The organism is Allobosea sp. WAO, from assembly GCF_001509835.1.
Classification (GTDB): Bacteria; Pseudomonadota; Alphaproteobacteria; order Rhizobiales; family Beijerinckiaceae; genus Allobosea.
In genome coordinates this window covers 1-21772 of record NZ_JXTJ01000022.1, presented here as the reverse complement: position 1 = coordinate 21772, position 21772 = coordinate 1, and the positions used below count along the sequence as shown (strand labels likewise).

Here is a 21772-nt window from a genome sequence, read left to right as displayed (position 1 = left end):
CGCCTCAGCCGCTGCACTAATCCGCTTACTTGAAATTAGAACAATTCATGCATCTCATAGGCCTGCTTGCCATGCGTTTGCGCCGGCAAGCAGTCGGCTCACGGGTGAGCGGAGAATCCGGCGTGAAAGCAGGCCTGTCCCGCAGAAGCTTTCTCAAGGCAGGCGCGGCCGGCGTCGCCATCAAGGTCTCCTTGCTGCCTTCCGCCACGCAGGCGGAGCTGATCGAGACGCCGCCGCGCCCCGGCGCCGATTGGCTGGCCGGCGGCAAGCCGAAATACCGGCTCGACGCCATCGCCAAGGTCACGGGCGGCAAGACCTTCACCCGCGACTATCGCGCCCGCGACCTCGAGGGCTGGCCGAAAGAGCAGGCGCATGCCTTCATGCTCAATGCGACGCGGATCGACCGCGTCTTCGACGGCGTCGACCTTTCCCTGCTCGGCGAGGATCTGAAGCCCGACCGGCTGGTGCTGCACGAGGACCTCGTCGCCGACGGCGTCGCGATGCCGGCGCCGTGGCCGGGCTTCTATGGCGACGTCTTCTTCGTGCCGAAGGGGCAGACGGCGCGGCTGCTCGGCCAGCCTGTCGCGATGCTGATCTACCACGACTTCGCCCGCTATGACGCGGCCAAGCGCAAATTGCGCTTCAACGACAAGGTCGTGCGCTATGGCGCGGAAGGCGCCTCGACCACGCCCGGTCCCTATGGCGCGGCGCGCTATGTCCGGATCGATGGCGGCAATCCCGACGCCGAGGACCGCTATTCGGCACTGAAGGACACGACGATCCGGGCAGGCTTCAAGGGCACGGAGCCGCAATGGCCCGCTCCCGGCGAAGGCGATGCGATGGCGCGCGGCATGGCGGCGGCGGCCGAGATCGAGCGCGAGATCGCCAATGCTGGCGACGACGTGCTGGTGCTGCGGCGTTCCTATTCGACCCAGTCGGCCGACGCCTCGGCCATGGAGGCCGACAACGGCAATGTCTGGTACGAGCGCGGGACCGGCACGCTACATGCGCTGATCGCGACGCAGTCGCCGCACGAGGTCGCCGAGATGGCGGCCCATATGCTGGCGAAGTCGAAGTTCTCGCTCGGGAGCATCGACCTCAGGATCGGCTACACCGTCGGCTACGGCACCAAGGACCACGCGATCTTCCCGTTCTTCTGCGTTCTCGCCGGACTCTATGGCGAGGGCCGGCCGGTCCGGCTCGCCAATGACCGCTTCGAGCAGTTCCAGAACGCGCTGAAGCGCCATGCCTTCCAGATGGAGAAGGTCATGGTGATCGACCGCAAGACCGGCAAGTTCCGGGCGATGACCGGGCGCTACAGCAACAATGGCGGCGGGCGCGAGAATTTTTCGGTCTCGGTCGGCACGGTCGGCGCGACAGCGGCGCAGTCGATCTACTACCTGCCGAAGAGCGATTTCTCCGCCACGATCATGTCCTCGCGCGCCGTCGATGCCGGCTCGATGCGCGGCTATGGCACGCTGCAGACCATGGGCGCGACCGAGATGATGGTCGACGAGGCCGCCGAGGCTGTTGGCCTCGATCCAATCGAGTTCCGCCGGCGCAACGCGCTGAAATCGGGCATGAAGAACTCGCAGGGTGCGATCCCCTCCGGGGCGTTGCGCCATGACGAGATCCTGGCGCGGGCGGAACAGCATCCGCTCTGGATGAACCGGCAAAAGCGCAAGGCCGAATTCGAAGCCGCCAATCCCGGCAAGAAATACGGCGTCGGCTACGGCCATGTGCACAAGGATTACGGCACCGGCGCGGAAGCCGCGCTCTGCGCACTCGAATTCGATGCGAGCGGACGGCTCAAGCTCTCGCATGTCGCGCATGAGATCGGCACGGGCGCGACGACCTCGCAGGCGGTGATGGCCGCGGCCATTCTCGGCAAGCAGCCGGACGAGACCGTGTTCGGCAAGGTGCGCTGGCCGCAAATGCCGCTGGAGACCACCGACGAGCCCTATACGCTGTCGCAGGAGGAGGAAGACCGGCGGATGGCCAATCCGCGCTGGACGCCGAGCTTCACCTCGCCGATGAGCGCCTCCAACAGCGTCTATTATCTCGGCCACGCGACGCGCGAGGCGGCTCGCATCCTGGTCGATCTGACGATCTGGCCGGCGGCACGCTCGCTCTGGTCGCGCGGCATCGGCGGCGGCCAGATCGCGCCCGAAGCTGTGCGGCGCGAGGATCTGCGCGTCACCAATCGCGGGATCACGGCCGCGGCGATGCAGCCGCTGTCGTTCGCTGCGGTCGCGGCCGAGGCGCACCGGCTCGGCCTCGTCACCGGCATCACCGTGCACAGCTTCAATCGCTGGCAGTGGGCGGAAGCGGAGTTCGAGTTGCCGGGTACCGGGCGGCGGCGCTTCGCCATCGACGCTCTGGCGCTAAAATATGGCGACGGCGCGCCAGGCGAGCGCAAGGCGCTGATGACGCAGGGCGGCTGGCATTTCGTCGAGCGGGCCTCGGTCTTCTATCCGCCGGCGCAGCGCAACAATGCCGGCGTCACCTATTACGCGCCGATGGCGACGCTGGCCGAGATCGTCGTCGATACCGGGAGCGGCGAGGTCAGCTTGCTCTCGCACCACTCCATCCTCGAATGCGGCAACCAGATCGTGCCGGAGCTGGTCTCCGGCCAGATCCAGGGCGGGCTCGCCATGGGCATCGGCCACGCGCTGAAGGAGTATTTGCCGCTCTACGAGGACGGGCCGGGCAACGGGACCTGGAACTGGAACCGCTACGAACTGCCGACGTCCAGGGACGTCGCGGTCTGGAAGCAGACGGCAGAGGTGCTGCCGCCGCTCTCGGACACCGATCCACCCAAGGGCATGGCCGAGGTGGTGATGATCGCCGTCGTGCCGGCGATCGTGAACGGCGTCGCCCATGCCATCGGCAAGCGCTTCTACACCCTGCCGCTCACGCCGGAGAGGATCAAAGAGGCGCTGGCATGACGATCGCGACCAAGACGCTCTCCCTGACCATCAACGACAAGGCCGTCGGCCCGATCGACGTGCCCGAGACGATGATGATGCAGGACTTCCTCTACGAGTACCTGAATCTCACGGGCTCGCGCATGGGCTGCGGCCAGGGCATCTGCCATGCCTGCACCGTCGTGCTGGAGAAGGCTGATGGCTCGCTCGAGGAGATGCGCACCTGCATCACCGGCGCGCACTGGTTCGCCGGACGCAAGGTCAGGACGGTCGAGGGGCAGGCCAGGCGCGACGCCAATGGCGCGATCACCGCGCTCTCGCCGGTCCAGCAGGCCTTCATCGAGCATTTCTCCTTCCAGTGCGGCTACTGCACGCCCGGCTTCGTCACCGGCGCGACGGTGCTGCTCGACCAGCTCAAGCGCAATCCGGTGAGGCGCGAGGCGCTGGAAGAGGTGATCAGCGAGGCGCTCGACCGCCATATCTGCCGCTGCACCGGCTATGTCCGCTATTTCGAAGCGGTGCGCGATCTCGCCCTCAGGACTCCCGGCTTGGTGAAGGCGTAACGCTGATGGCGAGGAAGCTGCTTCTGGCCGCCCTGGCGGTCGCTGTCGTCGGCGCGCTTGGAGCCGGGGCCGTTTTCCTTGGCCTGTTCGAGCGCAGCGTCGTCGCCAAGGAGATCGAGCAGCCGCTCTCGGCCGAGCAGATGGCGGCGCTCGCCAAACGCGGCGCCTATGTCGCCGTCGCGGCCGACTGCTATGCCTGCCATGTCGTCAAGGGCGGCGCGCCATGGGCCGGCGGTCTCCCCTTCGAGACGCCGTTCGGGACAATCTTCTCGACCAATATCTCGCCCGACAAGGAGCACGGCATCGGCTCCTGGACGCGGGCCGAATTCCATCGCGCCGTGCGCGACGGCGTCGGCAAGCACGGCCATCTCTACCCGGCCATGCCCTATGCCTCCTATCGCAAGTTGACGGCCGAGGATGTCGACGCGGTCTACGCCTTCCTGATGAGCCGCGAGCCGATGAAGGTGGCGAACAAGGCCAATCATCTGCCTTTCCCGTTCAACATCCGGCAAGGGCTGACCTTCTGGAACCTGGTCAACCTGTCCTCCGACACGAAGACCGAGGTCGCCGGACGCTCGCCGATGTGGAATCGCGGCCGCTATCTCACCGACGCGCTCGCCCATTGCGGCGAGTGCCATACGCCGCGCAACCTCGCCATGGGCATGAAGGAGAGCGCCTATCTGGAGGGCGCCGAGCTCGAAGGGGTGATGGCGCCTGACATCACCAAGGCCGGGCTGGCGCGAATGGGCTTCGATCCGCTGGTGTTCGCGAGCTTCATGAAGTCGGGCATCTCGGCGCAGGGCGCGATGACCAACCAGATGTTCGAGGTCGTCCACTTCTCGACCCAGTATTTCACGCCCGAGGACCTCGCGGCGATGTCCTCCTATCTCTTCGATCTCGACAAATTGCCGGAGAGCGCGACGCCGCCGCCTCCGCCGCAGCCGGTCGCCGTCCCCGCGGAGGTCGCGGCTTCCGCCCGCGCCAGCTACATTGCCGTCTGCGCCGGCTGCCATGGCATCGACGGCCAGGGCATCCCGCATGTCGTGGTACCCTTGGCGACCAATGCCTCGCTGCGGCTGGCCGATGCCCGCAACCTCAACAAGGTCATCTTGACCGGCATCCCGGCCCAGCGATTCCCCGGGCTCGAACGCATGCAGCCCATGCCTGGCTTCGCCGGCCAGCTCTCCGACCGAGAGGTTGCCGACCTCTCCAACTGGCTGCGGGCGAACTGGGGCGGCCAGCAGCCGACCGTCACCGCGGAAGAGGTGAAACGGCAGCGCTAGGGCAAGGCTGCCGCTATCGGCGCGAAGGCGTCGCGTTCATGAATTCCCAGGTGCGCTCGAAGGAGTGGACGCCGGCTTGGGAACCGAGGCCGGTCGCGTTCAGGGCCGAGGTCGCCTGCGCGAAACGCACCGCGGTCTCAGGCTCCATGTCGCGGCAGAGCGCCACCGCCATGCCTGCATTGAAGGCGTCGCCGCAGCCACAGGTGCATTTGACCGGCACGTCGAAGGCCGGGACGCGGAAGCTCGTGCCGTCGGCATGGTGATAGGAAGCGCCGTCGGCGCCCAGCGTGAAGATGCAGCAGCGTGTTCCGTAGTCGAAGAACTGGCTGGCCATCTCGGACAGATCCTGCCGGCCGGTCAGGGCCATCGCCTCCTCGACGGACGGCATGAAGTAGTCGGTATGGGGCAGGACACGTGCCACCGCCGGCAGGTCGTCCGGAGAGCCGGCGAAGACATCGACCGTGGTCACCGCTCCGGCTTGCTTGGCGTGCTGCAGCAAGCGCGCATTCTGCGCCCGGTCCATCCTGTCCATCAGGCCGACGCCGCCGAGATGGACGACACGCGCGTCGCAGACTGTCCCGAGCGCTGCGTCCTCGACGAAGAACGCGCTGGTCGCTCCTTTCATATGCAGCGCAGGGCGCGAACCGTCCCGGCGCGTCGTGACGATCGAGGACGAAGTCTTGCCGCCGGCGATCTGCTGCATGCCGGAAGCGTCGACGCCGAACTCGCGCAGGCGCTGCAGCACCCAGTGCCCCATCAGATCGTCGCCGACACCGCCGACCGCGAGGCAGGACAGGCCCATCTTGGCGGCCGCGATCGCGGCGGTGCCGGCGGCGCCCGATACGGCGAGCGTCAGTTCGTCGAGAAAGAAGGTACCGCCGCCATCGGGCACGGCCTCGAACGGCCAGCCGAGGCAGTCGAAGGTGTAGAAGCCGATCGAGGCGTAGTCGTATTTCATCGTCGCAATCCCGGGCGCCGGAAGGCGGCTGTCGAAAGGATGCTGCACTGCCGACCCCGCCGCGAAGCGAGGCGGCGCTGCCGTGCTCAGGCGGCGTCGGTCGTCATGTCCTTCAAGGCGTGGGAGGGGACTTCAGCCTGCCCCATCCAGTTGAAGCAGATCACCGAGGCGATGCCGGAATCGATGAGATGGTTCTCGTCGCCCGGCGTCGAGGCGTAAGCCCGGTCCGCCAGCGGCTCGATCACGGCACGATCTGCCGTTTCCTGGTGGATGATCACCCGGTTGGCGACCTTGTCGCGGCCAATCTTCGCCATGCGCATATGGGCCGGGACCTGTTTGGGCAGGTTGACGCTGAGCCAGTGGCCGTCGAGCGCCCATTCGGCGCGCGATTGCCAGAAGTCCTGGATACGCCCGGCGAGCCAGTCGCTGCCGGCTGCGTCGAGTTCGCGGCCGTCGCGGGGCCGCGAGAAGGCGATGCCCGGAATGCCGCGCAGCGCCGCTTCCCGGGCGACCGCCATGGTTCCGGAATAGGAGACATCCTCCGCCACATTGCGCCCTTCGTTGATGCCCGAAAGCACCAGGTCGGGAAGGGCACCATCACGGAACACCCAGCTCATCGCGCCGATCACACAGTCGGCCGGCGTGCCGGAGCAGACATAGCGGCTCGGGCCGACACGCTCGATATCGAAGCCCTTGCGGAAGGTGATGCTGTGCGCGAAGCCGCTTCGGTTGCCGTCGGGCGCCACGATCCAGATATCGTCGCTGAGGCGCCGGGCCGCGCGTTCGAGCTCGGCGAGGCCCTGAGCGGCGATGCCGTCATCGTTCGAAATCAAGATACGCATGGTCGTTCCTGCCCTGTCGCCTCGATCCAGCGAGGCGAATTATTGCGCACTTTTATGTCATACAAAGATCATATGTTCAAATGTATATAGGCCACAGCAACCGCCGAAATCGGCATGAATGGAGGAAGCATGGCCAGGAACGCGCGCCCCAAGCTCACGAAGTTCCAGGCCGATCAGAACGAGCTCAAACTCAAGGCCGCCTGGCTCTATTTCGTCGAAGGGCACACGCAGGAACAGGTCGCGGAGCAGATCGGCACGAGCCGGATCAAGGCCCTGCGTCTGCTGGCGGCGGCGCGCGAGGACGGCACGGTCAACATCTCGATCAATCCGCAGGCTGAATCGATCTTCGCGCTGCAGCGGCAGCTCGAGCGGCATCTCAAGCTGAGCCAGGCCGTGGTCGTGCCGGCGAGCGCCCAGAGCGAGGCGAGCATCGCCGCCGTCGTCGGCCATGCGACCGGGCAGTATATCTCGCAGCAGCTCTTCGCCGGTGCCACGATCGCCGTCGGTTGGGGCGCGACGCTGAAGGTCTGCATGCAGGCGCTCGCCTGGCGCGAAATCGAGGACATGACGGTCGTGTCGCTGCTCGGCGGACTGACCAACGCCACCGCCGACAACCCGTCCGCCGTGTCGTGGCGACTCGCCGATTTCTACAAGACCAAGCTCTATCAGATCGCGGCGCCGGTCTTCGTGCCGAGTTCCGATCTCGCCCGACAACTCTGGGCGATCGCCGGGTTCCAGGAGCTGCGGGAAAGGGCGCAGCGCAGCGACATCGCGCTGATCAGCGTCGGCAGCCTGGGAGAGGAAGCCTCGATCTTCCGGCGCGGCATTCTCGACAAGGCCGAGCTGAAGAGCCTGGCGGCGGCCGGGGCTGTCGGCGACGTGCTCTGCCATTTCGTCGATGCCGAGGGGCAACTTGTCGATCACCCCGTCAACCAGCGCGTGATGGCCGCGAGCCCGGCCGACTTGCACGGCGTCGACAACGTCGTGATCTCCTCCGGCGGGGAGCGCAAGGCGCAGGCGATCCGGGCCGGCATCGCGGCGACCAGGGCGTCGGTCCTGATCACCGACACCTCGGCGGCAGCAGCGCTGCTAGCGCTGCCGCCGTTGTAGCTCTCGCGCTTGTCGCCTCGTCATGGGTGACTGATCTAGGCGTCGGGCCTCGCCTAAGCGGCGAGCCCTCCGAGCTCACACCAGCATCGCCATCGGCTTCCTTGTGCTTCAGCATCGCGCCATCGGTCCAGGAGACGTTGGCGTCGGGCACCGCCTTCAGAGCCAGGGCGAGCGCCTTGATCACCATGTCGTTGACCGAGAGCTTGTAGGCCGGCTTGCCGTCCTTCTCCGGCGCGGCGGCATTGAGCTCGGCCCGCAGCTTCAGCAGCGCATCGAGCTCGCAATCGACCGTCACGTAGAAATGCGGGATGGTCTGCTTGGCCTCGATCAGGCGGCGCGCGATCGTCTTGCGCATGCCGTCATGCGGGATCTCCTCATAGGATCCCGCAGCGAACAGCTTCTTGACCTGATCGTCCGAGGGGCCGCTGGCAAGCGACGCCGCGGCGGGAGCCTCGAAAGCAGCCACCGGCGCGGTTGGCACATGTGTCTGGGAGACAAGTGGGCCAGCAGCCCTCGCTGCCGTGACGTCCTTCTCAAGGATGCGGCCATGCGGGCCGGAGCCGGCGATCGAGGCCAGGTCGAGGCCGAACTCGCGGGCGACGCGGCGCGCGAGCGGGGTCGCACGGACGTCGCCGGCGCAACAGGTGCCACCGGCGACGACCGGTGCAGGCGCCGCGGCGGGCCGGGCGGCAGCAGGCTCCGCCTCTGCAGGTGCCGCGGGGACGGCTCGGACGGCCTCCACCGTGGCGGGCACAGCAGCGACGCCATGGGCCTCGCCGGCCTCGTAGATCCAGGCGACCGCCGAGCCGACGGCAATGTCGATGCCTTCCTTGCCGGTAATGTCGCGCAGCACGCCGCTCGCCGGCGCGTCGATCTCCATCGCCGCCTTGTCGGTCTCGATCTCGAAGAGCACGTCGCCCTTCTCGACCTTCGCCCCGTCCGCGAAGAACCATTGCGAGATGCGCCCGGTCGCCATGTCCATGTCGACCTTGGGGAGGATGACCTCGACCGGCATGATCAGCGCACTCCCCGCACGAGATCGCGCGCTGCCGCAACGATGCCGGGAACCTGCGGGACTGCCGCCTTTTCCAGCTCGGGGTTATAGGGGATCGGCGTCTCCGCGCCGCCGAGCCGCACGATCGGCGCGTCGAGCCGATCGAAGGCCTCGCTCTCCGCGATCATCGCGCTGATCTCCGCGCCGATGCCGAGCGTCTTCACGCCCTCGTAGACGCAGAGCAGCCGGTGGGTTTTGATCACGCTCGCGATGATCGTCGCGCTGTCCATCGGCCGGATGCTGCGCAGGTCGACGACCTCGACATCGATACCCTCGGCGGCCAGGGTCTCGGCCGCCTCCAGCGCCTTGTGGACCATGATCGAGGTGGCGACGATGGTCAGGTCCGTGCCGCTGCGGCGGATCGCGGCCTTGCCGATCGGCACGGTGTAGTGCCCTTCCGGCACCGGGCCCTTCATCTTGTAGAGCAGCTTGTGCTCGAAGATCATCACCGGATCAGGGTCGGCGACGGCTGCGAGCAGCATGCCCTTGGCGTCATGCGGCGTCGCCGGCTGGATGACCTTGAGCCCCGGCACATGGCCGAGCCAGGCTTCGAGGCTCTGGCTGTGCTGCGCGGCGGCCCCAGTTCCCGAGCCGGCCGGGAAGCGCATGACCACCGGCACCGAGACGGCGCCGCCCAGCATGTAGCGCATCTTTGCCGCCTGGTTGACGATCTGCTCCATGGCGAGCGTGGCGAAATCCGAGAACTGGAACTCGAAGATCGGCCTCAGGCCGGTCACGGCGGCGCCGACAGCGACACCCGCGCCGCCGAGCTCCGAGATCGGCGTGTCCATCACGCGCTCGGGCCCGAAGCGTTCGATCAGGTCGCCGGTGACCTGGAAGGCGCCGCCATAGACGCCGATGTCCTCGCCCATCAGGACGACGCGCTCATCGGCTTCCAGTGCGATCGCCATCGCCTCCTGGATCGCCTGCGAATAGCTGAGTTCCCTGACCTCGGTGCTCATCACTGCTGTTCCGTGTAGACGTAATCGGCGAGGTCGGCGGTTGCGGGTGCCGGGCTGGCCTTGGCGAATTCGATTCCCGCGTCGATTTCGGCGCGCACGGCTAGGCGCACCGCCTCGATCTCGGCGGCGCCGGCGATGCCGAATTCGGAAAGCTGCGCCTCGTAGCGAGCGATCGGGTCGCGATTGGCCATCCAGTCGTCGATCTCGTCCTTGGTGCGGTAGCGATTGCGGTCGCTCTTGGAGTGGCCGCGATGGCGGTAGGTCTTGCACTCGATCAGGCTCGGCCCCTCGCCGCGGCGGGCCCGTTCGACCGCTTCATGGGAAGCCTGCGCCACGGCAGAGAGATCATTGCCGTCGACGATGACGCCCGGCATCGCATAGGCGGCGGCGCGATCGGCGATGTTCGGAACCGCGGTCGAGCGCTCGGTCGAGGTCGACATGCCGTAGCCATTGTTCTCGCAGACGAAGACGACCGGAAGCTTCCAGACCGAGGCCATGTTCAGCGCCTCGTGGAAGGCGCCCTCGTTGTTGGCGCCGTCGCCGAAGAACGAAACCGCGACCTTGCCGGTCCGCAGCCGCTTGGCGGTCAGGGCCGCCCCTACCGCGATCGGAATGCCGCCGCCGACGATGCCGTTGGCGCCGAGATTGCCGGTCGAGACGTCAGCGATGTGCATCGAGCCGCCGCGGCCGCCGCAATAGCCGGTGGTCTTGCCGAAGAACTCGGCGAACATCCGGCTGACATCGGCGCCCTTGGCGATGCAGTGGCCATGGCCGCGATGGGTCGAGGTGATCTGGTCCTCGCGCGTCAGCGGCAGGCAGATGCCGACGGCGCTGGCTTCCTGGCCGATCGAGAGATGCATGGTGCCGTGGATCAGCCCGCGCATATAGCTCTCCTCCGCCGCTTCCTCGAAGCGGCGGATCAGATGCATGCGCCGGAGGGCGCCGAGCAGTTCCTCGCGCGGGTAGTGACGGTAGAGAAAGGGTAGGTTGGTCGAGTCTGTCGCCGCGGGGGCGGTTGCCGGAGCGGTCATGGATCAGGCTTCCTTGCCGTGGATGAGGGCGTCCTGCCGGGCGCGCAGGATGGCGAGCTTCGAGCCGGGCGCGACCGCGGCGTTCGCATAGGTCAGCATCTCGCCCTTGCGGATCGGGGCGGTGACCGTGCCGCCCTGCAGCATGCCGCAGGGAATGGCGCGCGCGACGCGAGCTTCCTCGGCGGTCATGATCCAGGCGCGGTAGCAATACTCGCCAATGGCATCGAGCCGATCGCCGGGCTTCAGATCCTTCTTGGCGACGGCGCAGACCTCGGCCACCGGCCGGGCGAGCGGCACCATGTCCGGCTTGCCGTAGAGCACGACGCGGGCGCAGGTCAGCGGCACTTCCAGCGAGGTCAGGTGATAGGGCCGGTGGAAGGTGAAATACGGGCCCTTGCCCATCTTCAGGTCTTCCATGCGCTCCGAGATCCGGGGATGCGACATGTCGGCGACGACGAAGACGCCGGGCGCGACGCCCTTGCCGATCGAATAGTCGACGACGCCGACGCGCGAGAGCACGCCGCCATCCTTCTGCGGAATCAGGGTCGAGGAGAGCTGGTCGAGCGTCGCCGCGGGGCCGTGCATGCCCGGCTTGTCCGGAACGAGGCCGGTCGCATTGGCGATCGCCGCCATCTCGACCATGGTCTTCGAACCGTCGACGAACTCGACGAGCATGCGCACGTTCATGTGCCGGCGGGCGGCCTCCTCGGCATAGTCGTCGGGTACGGCGTCGAAATTGAGCGGGTTGTTCTTGCCCTTGCCGGCCGCGACGATCGGGTGCCCCATCGCGGTGACGAACTCGATCAGCTCCATGCAGGAGGACGGTTCGTCGCCGGCGCCGAGCGAGTAAGTCACGCCGAGGCGATCAGCCTCGCTCTTCAGATAGGCGCCGATGGTGACGTCGGCCTCGACGTTCATCATCACCAGATGCTTGCCGTGCTCCATCGCGGCGAGGCCGATCTCGGCGCCGACGGAAGGCACGCCGGTGGCGTCGATCACGACGTCGATCAGGCCGCTGTTCAGGATCAGCCCGGAATCGCCGGTGACCGCGACCTTGCCGGCCTCCATCGCCGCGTTGAGCTCGGACTGGCCGGAAGCGTCGCGATAGTGGCCCTCCTCCTGATAGGCGATGTCGACGGCCTTGCGCGCCGCCGGCAAGTTGAGGTCGCAGATCGCGCCGACCGTCACGCCCGACATATGGGCGACACGGGTGACGATGTCGGTTCCCATCTCCCCGGAGCCGATGAGACCGATGCGGACCGGGCGGCCGCTATCGGCGCGGGCCAGGAGATCGCGTGCCAAGCCGGTCGGTGCGACGTTGATGCCCATCCAGGTTCTCCCATTGCGAACGTCCGGCCGGTCGAGGTCGAGACGATCAGAACATTTGTTGCGATGAATAGTAATATGTTCAATGCTTGGCGGGCCGGCCTTGTCCGCCCGTTTGGTCAGGAGCGGGCGTCGCGCTTGGGTCTGCCAGTGCCGGCCGCCGCTCAGGTGGTCGTGATGTCGTCCAGGAAGCTCGTCCCGATCTCCGTCGGCTCGACCGAGAAGATCTCGGCGGTCGTCGCGGCGATGTCGGACAGGCTGTCGCGCATGAAGATACCTTTCGGCTTGATGCCCGGTGTCCAGACCAGCAGCGGCGTGAACTCGCGCGTATGCTTGTCATGGCCGATGGTCGGGTCGTTGCCGTGATCGCCGGTGACGATCAGCAGGTCCCTCGAACTCATCATCGCCATCATCTTGCCGATACCCTCGTCGGCCAGCCGCAGGCAGGCGGCATAGCGCTCGGCGCTCTCGTCATGGCCGGCGAGATCGGTTTCCTGGATGTTGATTGCGATCAGCCCGGAACGGACGCGCGCCATCGAGGCATAGGTCGCATCCAGCACCGGCTGCGTCAGGACATGCGGCTCCTTGTGGGCGCCATCGCAGGTGATGACGTCGGCGACCTTGCCGAGCAGCTCGACCTCGTAGCCGGCCTTCTTCAGGATGGTCGGCACCTGGACATCGGGCTTGGTGCCGCGCGTCAGATGCCGCACCACGTAATTGCTGGTGTAGAGCCCGAGCGCGACATTGTTGACGCCGCACTGGCCGGTCGGCCGCCGCTCGGTGCAGCGGCGGATATCGGCCGCCCGGAAGCCGTAGCCGCCCATCGCCACGATGCGGCGCACCCGGGCCACCGAGCGCAGGATCTCGCCGACCTTGACGATCTCCTCATAGGGCATGTCGTCGATCGAGCCGACGCAGTGATAGGTCTGCAGCGGATCGCTTTCGAGATTGTCGCCGCAGATCATCTTGCCGTCGACGAACAGGGCGGCGAGGCCCTCGCCCGCCGGCTCGACATGGTGCCCCGCCCGGCGCAGCGCGGCGGCGACGTCGTCGCGCACCACCTCGAACAGCTCCTCGGGCACATCCGGCACGCGCGAGCCCATGATGACCTGGTGGCCGAGATAGGTGTCGGCGCCTTTGTAGCCGAGATTGCAGACGCCGTGGACCGCGATCGGGTTCGGCTCGATGCGGAGCCCGGAATCGGGCGCGACCGTGCCGAGGCCAAGGCGCTCGAGATTGGGCAGCGAGAGCCCACCCGACGCCTGCACGACATGCTTCAGCGTGTTCGAGCCGACATCATTGGGACGCACGAGGTGCACGTCCGGCAGCGCGCCGAGGCCTAGCGCGTCGAGGACGAGGATGATCACCCTGTCGAAGGGCGCCTGGCTTGTCGTCATGGCGGTTCTCTTCCCGGCGGCCGTTCAGGCCGCCTCGGCGCTACGCGCCAGCAGGTGGATGGTGTCTTGCTTGAAGCCGATGCCGACCGCGTCGCCCTCGCGGATCTTCCAGGGTTCGCCGAGGGCGGAGCGTGTGGCGGTGACCAGAGTCTCGCCGACGCGCACCCGGTACTCGGTCTGGTCGCCGAGATACTCGACCTCCTCGACCTGACCGGCGAGGCCCTGCCCCGGCTGCTGGAGCGTCACCGCCTCCGGCCGCACCAGCGCCAGCACGTCCTTCGGCAGGTCCGGCGACGGCAGGGGCACGCGCGCCGCCATGCCGAGCGCCTCGATCTGCGCATGCCCGTTCGCGGCGCCGGTGATCGTGGCCGGCAGGGCGTTCACCCGGCCGACAAACTGCGCGACGAACAGCGTCGCCGGACGGGCATAGATCTCTTCCGGAGGGCCGATCTGCTCGATGCGACCGCTCTTCATCACGGCGATCCGGTCGGACAGGCTCATCGCCTCGTCCTGGTCATGGGTGACGAAGAGTGCGGTGGTACCGAGGCGCCGCTGCAGGCGCCGCAGCTCAGAGCGGACCTGAACGCGGAGCTTCGCGTCGAGGTTGGAGAGCGGCTCGTCGAAGAGCAGCAGGTCCGGATGCATCACCAGTGCGCGGGCGACGGCGACGCGCTGCTGCTGGCCGCCTGAGAGCTGCCCCGGCAGCCGCGGCCCGTAATCCTCGAGGCCGACCGCCGCGAGCGCGGTCGCGACCTCGCTGCGCACCGTCTCCTGCGCCACCCGCCGCAGCCGCAGCGAATAGGCGACGTTCTCGAAGACGGTCATGTGCGGAAACAGCGCGTAGTTCTGGAAGACCAGGCCGATGCGGCGATGATGCGCCGGCAGCCGGGCGATCGAGCGCTGGTCGAGCAGGATCTCGCCGGTCTCGAAATCCTCGAGGCCCGCGAGGGTGCGCAGTACCGTCGTCTTGCCGCAGCCGGAAGGGCCGAGCAGGGTGACGAACTCGCCGGGCGCGAGATCGAGGTTGAAGTCGGTCACCACCGGCAGGCGGCGTCCGCCGCCCAGCGAGTAGGACTTGTCGAGATTGCGGATGGCGAGAGCCTTCGCGGAGGTCTTTTGCATGTCGATGCTCCCTAACGGGTCTCGCGCCAATCGCCGCCGAGCAGCCGCGGCACGCCATGGATGACGGCCAGAACCATCACGACGACGATGACGCTGAGGGCGGCCGCCTCGCCGACATCGCCGCGATCCATCTGCGAAAGGATGGTCGGGGTGACGAGGGACCAGTGCGGCGAGACCACGAAGATGACGGCGCTGAGCGTGGTGACGCTGCGCGTGAACGAGAAGATCATGCCGGCGAGCAAGGCCGGCTGGACGATCGGCAGCAGGACGCGCCAGAGCGTCTGCCCGGAGGTCGCGCCCATGGTGGTCGAGGCCTCGTCGAGCGTCCGATTGATCTGGTTGAGGGCGGCCACGCCCGAGCGGATGCCATAGGGCAGCGAGCGGACGACGAAGGCGGCGACGATGATCGCGGCCGTACCGGTCAGCATCAGCGGCGGGCTGTTGAAGGCCAGGCCGAAGGCGAGGCCGATCACCGTGCCGGGAATGGCGAGCGGCAGGTTGGCGGTGAAATCGAGCAGCGAGCCGCCGCGCACCCGGGTGCGGGCCACGATCCAGGCGACCAGAACGCCGAGCATCACCGAGAGGAAGGAAGCGACGACGCCGAGGATCAGCGTGTCGGCCAGCGCGCCGCGCGACTTGGTCAGGGCGGCGACGAAGTGCTTGGTGGTGAAGCTGTAATTGATACCGAAGAGCTGCGTCGAGGCGCCGGCCAGGATCGTCGCGTATTGCAGGCAGATCACCAGGGTGATCGCGCCGACGAAGACGAGCGCCGCGATCTGCACGCCGCGATGGCGCACCTCACGATGCCGGCTCGAGCCCTTGGCACCGACCGAGGCGAAGGACATGCGGGCGCTCAGCGCCTTGTGGGCGAAGAACATCAGCAGCGCCGGGATCAGCAGCAGTACCGCCAGGGCCGCTCCCTTCGGGATGTCGTACATGCCGATGATCGTCTGGTAGATCTGCGAGGAGAGCACCGGGAAGTCGCCGCCGAGCAGCAGCGGGTTGCCGAGATCGGCGAAGGAATAGCTGAACATCAGCAGCATCGAGCCGGCGAGGCCCGGTACGAGCAGCGGCAGGCTCACCGTGCGCAGCACGTTCCAGCCATTGGCGCCCATGGTCGAGGCCGCCTCCTCCAGCGAGGCGTCGAGCCCGCGGAACAGGTTCAGCATCAGGAGATAGGCGAAGGGGAAATAGGAGATCAGCTGCGCGACCACGAGGCCGGTGAAGCCGTAGAGGCCGGTGCTCTGCAGACCGAGCAGTTCATGCGTGATCAGGCCGCGGCGGCCATAGAGCATGATCAGCCCGAGCGCCATCAGAATCGGCGGCGAGATCGTCGGCAACAGAGCGAAGAAGTGCCAGATCCGCTTGCCGGGTATGGCGACGCGGGCGATCGCATAGGCATAGAGCGTCGCCAGGATCGTGCCGAGCACGGCGACGGTGGCGCCGAGCAGCAGCGTGTTCCAGAAGACGGCGCGGTTGTAGGGATCGGCGGCCGTGTCGGCCAGCGCCGCGAGCGAGAACCGACCATCGACCGAGAACGCGCGGGCGAGCAGGTCGAGCATCGGATAGGCGGTGAAGATCATGACGAAGGCGGCAACGCCGGGATAGACCAGATAGATGGTCCAGTCCCGGCCCTGCTTGCCCTCCGTCAAGCCCGCGGGCGCAACGGAGCTCATAGGCTTACTTTCTTCCGGCCAGAATTTCGTTCTGGAAGCGCGAGATGATCTTCTGGCGTGTCGCCGAGGCTCCGGCCCAGGCGAAGTCGAAATCGATCAGCTTCGCATTCGAGAACGGCTTCACGAGGTCGTGGACCTTGGCGTTCTTGTTGGTTGGCACGTCGAAGTACTCCGACGCCGCGAGCGTCTCCTGCGAGGCCGGGGTCACCGCCCAGTCGAGGAAGGCCTTGGCGGCTTCCGGCTCCGGCGCGTCCTTGAGCATGACGGCGCAGAACAGGTCGTAGCCCGTGCCTTCGGAAGGCAGCGTCATCTCGAGCGGGAAGCCCTTGTGCATGCTGCCGAGGATGTCGTGGGCGAAGAGGATGCCGACGCCGACCTCGCCGCGCCCGACGAGCTGCGTCGGGCCGATGCCCGAGCGGGTGTACTGCGAGACATTGGCGTTGAAGCGCTTGAGCCAGTCCCAGCCCTTCTCCTCGCCCATCACCTGCAGGATGGTGGCGAGGAAGACATAACCGGTTCCAGAGGTGGCGGGGCTGCCGATGCAGATCTGGCCGGCGAACTCCGGCTTGGTCAGATCCTCCCAGCTGGTCGGCGCCTTCAGGCCCTTCTCCTTGAGGAAGGTCTTGTTCGAGGCGATGCCGATGAAGTCGACATCGATGCCGGTCCAGTAGCCCTCGGGGTCGACATACTTGGCCGGGATGTCCTCGACGCCCTTCGGCTTATAGGGCTGCAGCAACCCTTCGCTCTTCAGGGTCATCATCGAGGGCAGGCCGATGCCGTAGAGCACGCTGGCCTGAGGACGGGCACGCTCGGCGCGGATCCGATTCACCGCCTCGCCGGCAGAGAGGCGCAGGAAGGTCGTGGCGATGCCCGACTTCTGCTCGAAGTCCTTCACTAGTGCTGCACAGGTCGGCTCCGGCGGGCCCATATAGGCCGTCAGCTTCTTCGCCTGAGCCAGCGCCTGCGGGCTGAGCGACGGTAGCAGCGAGGCGCCCAGCAGGCCGCCCGCGAACTGTCGGCGATTCAAATTCATCACGACTCCTCCCGTGAACATTTTTATTATGAGATGCATATTTGTTCACAAGCTCCCTTGTCAAGCGACCTGTCACAGCGCAACCGGCTGTGCGCGGACACGGGGCGGATGGAGCGTTCCGGAACCCGCACCTTGCACGTGGATTGCGGAGGGCAGGTTGCCTGAGCGACGCGAGCCTCGCCGCCGAGCTGCCGCAATAGGTGGTGTGGACCGCAGAACGGGCGCGATCCGTTTTCGGCGAACCGGGTATCGACACGCACCATCGGACGAAGCCACGCGCGGCAGGGGCGGCGCTGGTCGGTCGCGTTACCGATGTTGAGGTGAGATCGCGGCGCCGTACATGCTCGAGGCGCCGACCTTAACGGTGACGGAAGCTGCGATCGAACTGGTCCGCCAAAGGCTTCATGAAATAGGAGAACGCGGAACGGTCGCCGGTCCGAAGAAAGGCCTCGGCCGGCATTCCCGGAACAAGACGGCCACGCTCGCCGGCCTCCCTGGGCATTTCGTCCAGAACGACCTGGACCGTGTAATAGCTCAGGCCCGACTTCTGATCCGTCGACAGATCCGGAGCGATCAGCCTGACATGACCGGGAAACTCCGGCGTGGTCCGCTGGTTGAAGGCCGGAAAACGCAGACTGGCTCGCTGGCCTATGCGAATCTGATCGATGTCTCCGGGCAGGACCCTGGCCTCGACGACGAGGGAATCCTCCGACGGCACGACGAACATGATCGCCTCGCCCGCTCCGATCACGGCACCCGCGGCGAAGATCGCGAGCTGATGGATCAGGCCCTTCTGCGGCGACCTGATGCTGGTCCGGCCAAGTTGATCCTCAGCAGCGATCTTCCGCTCCGAAAGCTCAGACAGCTTCGCCTGCACCTCGCGCAGCGCACTGGCGACGTCACTCCGCAGCTCCTGATCGACCTGATGGATCTGCAGTGCAATCTCGGCGATACGCCCTTTTGCCTGGGCGATCTGTGCCTGCAGCTGCCCTCGCTCGCCCTCGTTACGAACGGCATCGCGCTCCAGCACTACAAGGCGCTGAATGCCGATCAGCTTGCTTTCCCAGAGCTTCCGGACCCCATCGAGCTCCTTGAAGATGAGTTCCGTTTCCTTTTCCTTTGCCGAAAGCTGACGCGTCAAACCGTCAACTTCCTGCCGGATCTGCGCCGCACGTTCGGCGAGCAGCGACTTCTGACCCATGCGGGTATTGCGCCGCAGTTCGAACAGCCGTTTTTCACTTTGCATGACGGCATCGGCGTCGGCATCACCCGCCCGCGCAGACAGCTCCGGTGGAAAGGTGATGTCCTCAGTCGAGTCGCGCTCGGCCTCGAGCCGGCCCTGCCGCGCGTAGCTTTCGAGCATCCCTTTGCTGATGACCTTGTGATTGGCGGCCAGAACGGTGGGATCGAGCTTGATCAGAAGCTCCCCCGCCTCGACCTGCTGACCGTTCTTGACGAGTATGTCGCTGACCACACCCCCGAATGGGTGCTGGATCTTCTTGACGTTCGAGTTGACGACGACGACGCCGCTGGCGATGACGGCGCCCGACAGATCCGTGGCGACGGCCCATCCGCCAACCCCGAGAAGCAGGCCGCCGAACAGGGCGAGGCCAACCACGGCGTGACGCGCAGCCGTGCGCCGGGCGCGATCGACCTTGAGCTCGAGGGTCATGCGCCCGTCCCCGTTTCGCTCACCACCTTCAGAGGCGGCCCGTGGGGCGGGCGGGCCGTCAGACGTGACATCACTTCATCCCGCGGGCCAATTGTCTGCAACCGCCCTTCGGCGATCACCGCGACGAGATCGACCGAAGCCAACAACTGCGACCGGTGGGCGACCACGACGACGATGGCGCCCCGCGACCGCGCTCCCGCGATTGCCTTGGCCAGCGCCGCCTCGCCTTCCGCGTCGAGATTCGAGTTCGGCTCGTCGAGGACGATCAGAAAGGGATCGCCGTAGAGCGCACGCGCCAAAGCGATCCTCTGCCGCTGTCCAGCCGACAGGTTCGCGCCGCCCTCTCCCAGCCTCGTCTCATAGCCCTGCGGCAAGTTCAGAATGAGATCGTGGACATCCGCACGCCTTGCCGCTTCGACAATGGTCTCGCTCGACGGCGCCTCCGCGAAGCGGGAGATGTTCTGCGCGATGCTTCCGGCAAAAAGCTCCACATCCTGGGGGAGATAGCCGACATGCGCGGTCCTCGCATCGTCGGGCCATTGATCGAGCGCCGCGCCGTCCAGCTTGATCCTCCCCTTGACCGGCCGCCAGACACCGACCATCGCGCGGATCAACGACGACTTTCCGGAGCCACTGGGGCCGATCACGGCGAGACCGCTTCCGGCGCTCAGCGAGAACCCGACATCGGTGAGAACGAGCCGCTCTCCGCCGGGAGGCGCAAGCGAGATTCCCTCGACGACGAGCGACGTTTGCGGGCGCGGCAGTGCGAAGGTCTGGGGGCCTTCAGGAAAAAGGGCCAGCAAGCGTGTCAGCCTCCGCCAGCTCTCGCGCGCGGCCACAACGGCGCGCCAGTTGGCGATCGCGACATCGATCGGCGCCAACGCGCGGCCAGCGATGATCGAGCCCGCGACGATGGCCCCTGCAGAAATCTCCTGCTTGATCGCGAGGTAGCCGCCGAGCGCCAGGACCAGCGATTGCAGGAGCGTCCGGAAGTTCCGCGACAGGACGCTGATGGCGGTGGCACGATCGACCAGGCTCACGCTTCGACTGACGTAGTCCCGGCTAACTTCACTCCACATGTCCGAGAAGCGACCGGAAAAACCCATGCCATGAAGAACTTCGGCGTTACGCCGCGCACCTTCGATCATCGCACCACGTTGTGCCCCGAGCATGGTGACCGACTTTGTGAGATCGCGTGTCAGAACCTCAGCCATGATCGAAAAGCCGATCAGGACGCATGCGCCAGCGACCGCAGCGTACGCGATCCATGGGTGAAGCAGCATGCAGAACCCGATATAGATCGGAATCCACGGCAGATCGAAAAATGCCACCAGCCCTGCGCTGCCGACAAAAGTTCTGATCTGATCGAGATCCCGGATCGCCTGTCCGCCTTCTTCGAATCTCATGGTTCGAAGCGACATCGCGAGCACCGCGGCATGGGCCGGCCGGCCGAACGCCTCGTCGAAAGCCGCCCCGATCCGAACCAGTATCCGCGTGCGCACATATTCCATGGCGCCCTGGAAGGTGACGAGGACGACCAGGATGACGATCAGGCCGACGAGCGTCGGCACGCTCTGGCTCGGAACGACCCGATCATAGACTTCCAGCATGAACAAGGAGCCGCTCAATGTCAGCACATTGACGGCGCAGCTCAGAAGAATGACGACGAGCAGCGTCGACCGAAACATCTTCGGCAGCTGCGCCAACAGGTTCTCAGGCTGTTTCCCTTCCCTGCTGGAAGAGCCCCCCGCTGACCTCAAAGCCATTGCGCCCCCCGCGCATCGAAAGCCTTCCCGGCTTCACATCCTGCAACAGGTTTTCCAGGCCTCTGTAAACACCGCGTCGTCGCAGTGGGAGCCGAACGCCATGCGGCCGGCCCCGCCTCGAACGACGCGGCATCAAGCATGCGACGTCGCACTGAACGCCGTCCAATCACTCCAGAGATAGCCGTCGAAGGCGCGCATGGAGAGCTGATCGGTCACTGCGGCCGATCCCGCCGTGAAGCTCGCGGAAGCGAGATCGGCAGCCAGCACCTCGAATGTCTGCTGGGCTTGCTGCACCGCTCCATTCACCGACCAGTGCCCACTGTTCGCGGCCGAGGTTCCATCCCAGAACTGGTATTTCGTGATCGTATCGCCTTCGGCATCCGTGACCGAGAACAGGGATGAAGCCGCCACGGACTGATTGAATGCCAGGCTGACACCAGGTGCCGAGACCACCGGAGCGCTGTCGAGTGGCACCGTTACGCTGAAGGTCTTCCAATCGCCCCAGATCAGGCCATCGAAGGCCCGCGCAGAAAGCAGATCCGAGCCGGAGCCGCTGTGGAATACGGTGTTGGCCAGATCTGCCGCCGCGATCTCGAAGGTCTGGCTCGCCGCCTTCTCGACGCCATTGACCGTCCAGCGACCACTCGATTCCGCCGCATTGCCATCCCATAGCTGATACTTCGTGATCGTGTCGCCATCCGCATCGGTCGCGCTGAACAGCGCCGATGCAGCAAACGCTTGCCCGTGGGCTCCGGTCTTCTCGGTCGCGCTCACCACCGGAGCCGCATTCGGCGGCGGCGCGATCGTGAAGCTCGTCCACGTGCTCCAGGCCACGCCGTCGAAAGCCTGGACCGACACGGCATCGCTCACCGCCCCCGCCGTCCAGACCGTGTTCGCCAGCTCCGCCGCCGTGATCTCGAAGGTCTGGCTCGCCGCCTTCTCGACACCGTTCACCTTCCAGTGACCGCTCGAAGCGTCCGACGTGCCGTCCCACAGACGGTACTTCGTGATCGTGTCGCCATCCGCATCGGTCGCGCTGAACAGCGCCGA

The 21772-nt window shown here is 66.4% G+C and carries 16 protein-coding genes and 1 pseudogene; 4 read left to right on the top strand and 13 right to left on the bottom strand.

The features are described 5' to 3' along the window. The first annotated feature begins 122 nt into the window (after nucleotides 1–122). From DK26_RS27700 to DK26_RS27690, 3 genes are read left to right on the top strand one after another with little or no spacing between them, the layout of a single operon-like run. The gene (locus DK26_RS27700; protein ID WP_248310128.1) at nucleotides 123–2948 is read left to right on the top strand and encodes a molybdopterin cofactor-binding domain-containing protein; all 2826 of its coding nucleotides are present in this window, start codon (nucleotides 123–125) and stop codon (nucleotides 2946–2948) included. After that, nucleotides 2945–3490 carry a (2Fe-2S)-binding protein gene (locus DK26_RS27695; protein WP_066479974.1) on the top strand — a complete coding sequence of 182 codons (546 nt, stop codon included), beginning with the start codon at nucleotides 2945–2947 and terminating at the stop codon, nucleotides 3488–3490. Before DK26_RS27700 ends, DK26_RS27695 begins: the two co-directional genes overlap by 4 nt. 5 nt (nucleotides 3491–3495) lie before the next feature. Continuing rightward, a complete protein-coding gene (locus DK26_RS27690; protein ID WP_066479972.1) occupies nucleotides 3496–4773 on the top strand; it encodes a cytochrome c in 1278 nt (425 codons plus the stop codon). Between the two features lie 13 nt (nucleotides 4774–4786). Here DK26_RS27690 and DK26_RS27685 read toward each other — a convergent pair whose 3' ends face one another. Together DK26_RS27685 and surE are read right to left on the bottom strand one after the other, a co-directional pair. Then, entirely contained in the window at nucleotides 4787–5731 is a 945-nt protein-coding gene (locus tag DK26_RS27685; protein ID WP_066479994.1) for a PfkB family carbohydrate kinase, read from the bottom strand. Nucleotides 5732–5817: 86 nt separating this feature from the next. Next, nucleotides 5818–6573, bottom strand: coding sequence for a 5'/3'-nucleotidase SurE (surE, locus tag DK26_RS27680; protein ID WP_066479969.1), 756 nt, complete (start codon nucleotides 6571–6573; stop codon nucleotides 5818–5820). A gap of 129 nt (nucleotides 6574–6702) precedes the next feature. Here surE and DK26_RS27675 point away from each other — a divergent pair, with 129 nt between their 5' ends. After that, nucleotides 6703–7683: a sugar-binding domain-containing protein gene (locus DK26_RS27675; RefSeq protein ID WP_066479963.1), complete on the top strand. Its 981-nt coding sequence runs from the start codon at nucleotides 6703–6705 to the stop codon at nucleotides 7681–7683. On the opposite strand, the gene DK26_RS27670 is transcribed toward DK26_RS27675, so the two are convergent. The 11 genes and pseudogenes from DK26_RS27670 to DK26_RS29800 form a co-directional block, all read right to left on the bottom strand. Further along, nucleotides 7634–8698: a 2-oxo acid dehydrogenase subunit E2 gene (locus DK26_RS27670; RefSeq protein ID WP_066479961.1), complete on the bottom strand. Its 1065-nt coding sequence runs from the start codon at nucleotides 8696–8698 to the stop codon at nucleotides 7634–7636. The two genes, DK26_RS27675 and DK26_RS27670, sit on opposite strands and share 50 nt — an antisense overlap. Nucleotides 8699–8700: 2 nt before the next feature. Next, nucleotides 8701–9699, bottom strand: a complete 999-nt coding sequence (locus DK26_RS27665; RefSeq protein ID WP_066479959.1) for an alpha-ketoacid dehydrogenase subunit beta — start codon at nucleotides 9697–9699, stop codon at nucleotides 8701–8703. After that, nucleotides 9699–10730 (bottom strand): thiamine pyrophosphate-dependent dehydrogenase E1 component subunit alpha, encoded by a 1032-nt coding sequence (locus tag DK26_RS27660; protein WP_066479956.1) that lies wholly within the window; start codon nucleotides 10728–10730, stop codon nucleotides 9699–9701. The genes DK26_RS27665 and DK26_RS27660 overlap by 1 nt, the downstream gene beginning before the upstream one ends. A 3-nt stretch (nucleotides 10731–10733) precedes the next feature. Next, nucleotides 10734–12059, bottom strand: a complete 1326-nt coding sequence (locus tag DK26_RS27655; RefSeq protein WP_066479949.1) for an NAD(P)H-dependent oxidoreductase — start codon at nucleotides 12057–12059, stop codon at nucleotides 10734–10736. A 161-nt stretch (nucleotides 12060–12220) separates the two neighbouring features. Beyond that, nucleotides 12221–13453 carry a phosphopentomutase gene (locus DK26_RS27650; RefSeq protein ID WP_066479946.1) on the bottom strand — a complete coding sequence of 411 codons (1233 nt, stop codon included), beginning with the start codon at nucleotides 13451–13453 and terminating at the stop codon, nucleotides 12221–12223. A gap of 24 nt (nucleotides 13454–13477) precedes the next feature. Next, on the bottom strand, nucleotides 13478–14575 hold the full coding sequence (locus DK26_RS27645; RefSeq protein WP_083533656.1) for an ABC transporter ATP-binding protein: 1098 nt from the start codon (nucleotides 14573–14575) through the stop codon (nucleotides 13478–13480). A gap of 11 nt (nucleotides 14576–14586) precedes the next feature. Further along, the gene (locus tag DK26_RS27640; RefSeq protein WP_066479944.1) at nucleotides 14587–16251 is read right to left on the bottom strand and encodes an iron ABC transporter permease; all 1665 of its coding nucleotides are present in this window, start codon (nucleotides 16249–16251) and stop codon (nucleotides 14587–14589) included. 4 nt (nucleotides 16252–16255) lie between these two features. Next, on the bottom strand, nucleotides 16256–17284 hold the full coding sequence (locus DK26_RS27635; protein ID WP_066479942.1) for an ABC transporter substrate-binding protein: 1029 nt from the start codon (nucleotides 17282–17284) through the stop codon (nucleotides 16256–16258). A gap of 358 nt (nucleotides 17285–17642) precedes the next feature. Then, on the bottom strand, nucleotides 17643–18956 hold the full coding sequence (locus tag DK26_RS27630) for an HlyD family type I secretion periplasmic adaptor subunit (RefSeq protein WP_066479939.1): 1314 nt from the start codon (nucleotides 18954–18956) through the stop codon (nucleotides 17643–17645). Continuing rightward, complete coding sequence (locus DK26_RS27625) at nucleotides 18953–20662, bottom strand: type I secretion system permease/ATPase (RefSeq protein WP_248310127.1); 1710 nt, start codon at nucleotides 20660–20662, stop codon at nucleotides 18953–18955. The genes DK26_RS27630 and DK26_RS27625 overlap by 4 nt, the downstream gene beginning before the upstream one ends. A 192-nt stretch (nucleotides 20663–20854) precedes the next feature. Next, nucleotides 20855–21772 (bottom strand): annotated as a pseudogene (locus tag DK26_RS29800) (hypothetical protein); the annotation flags it as partial.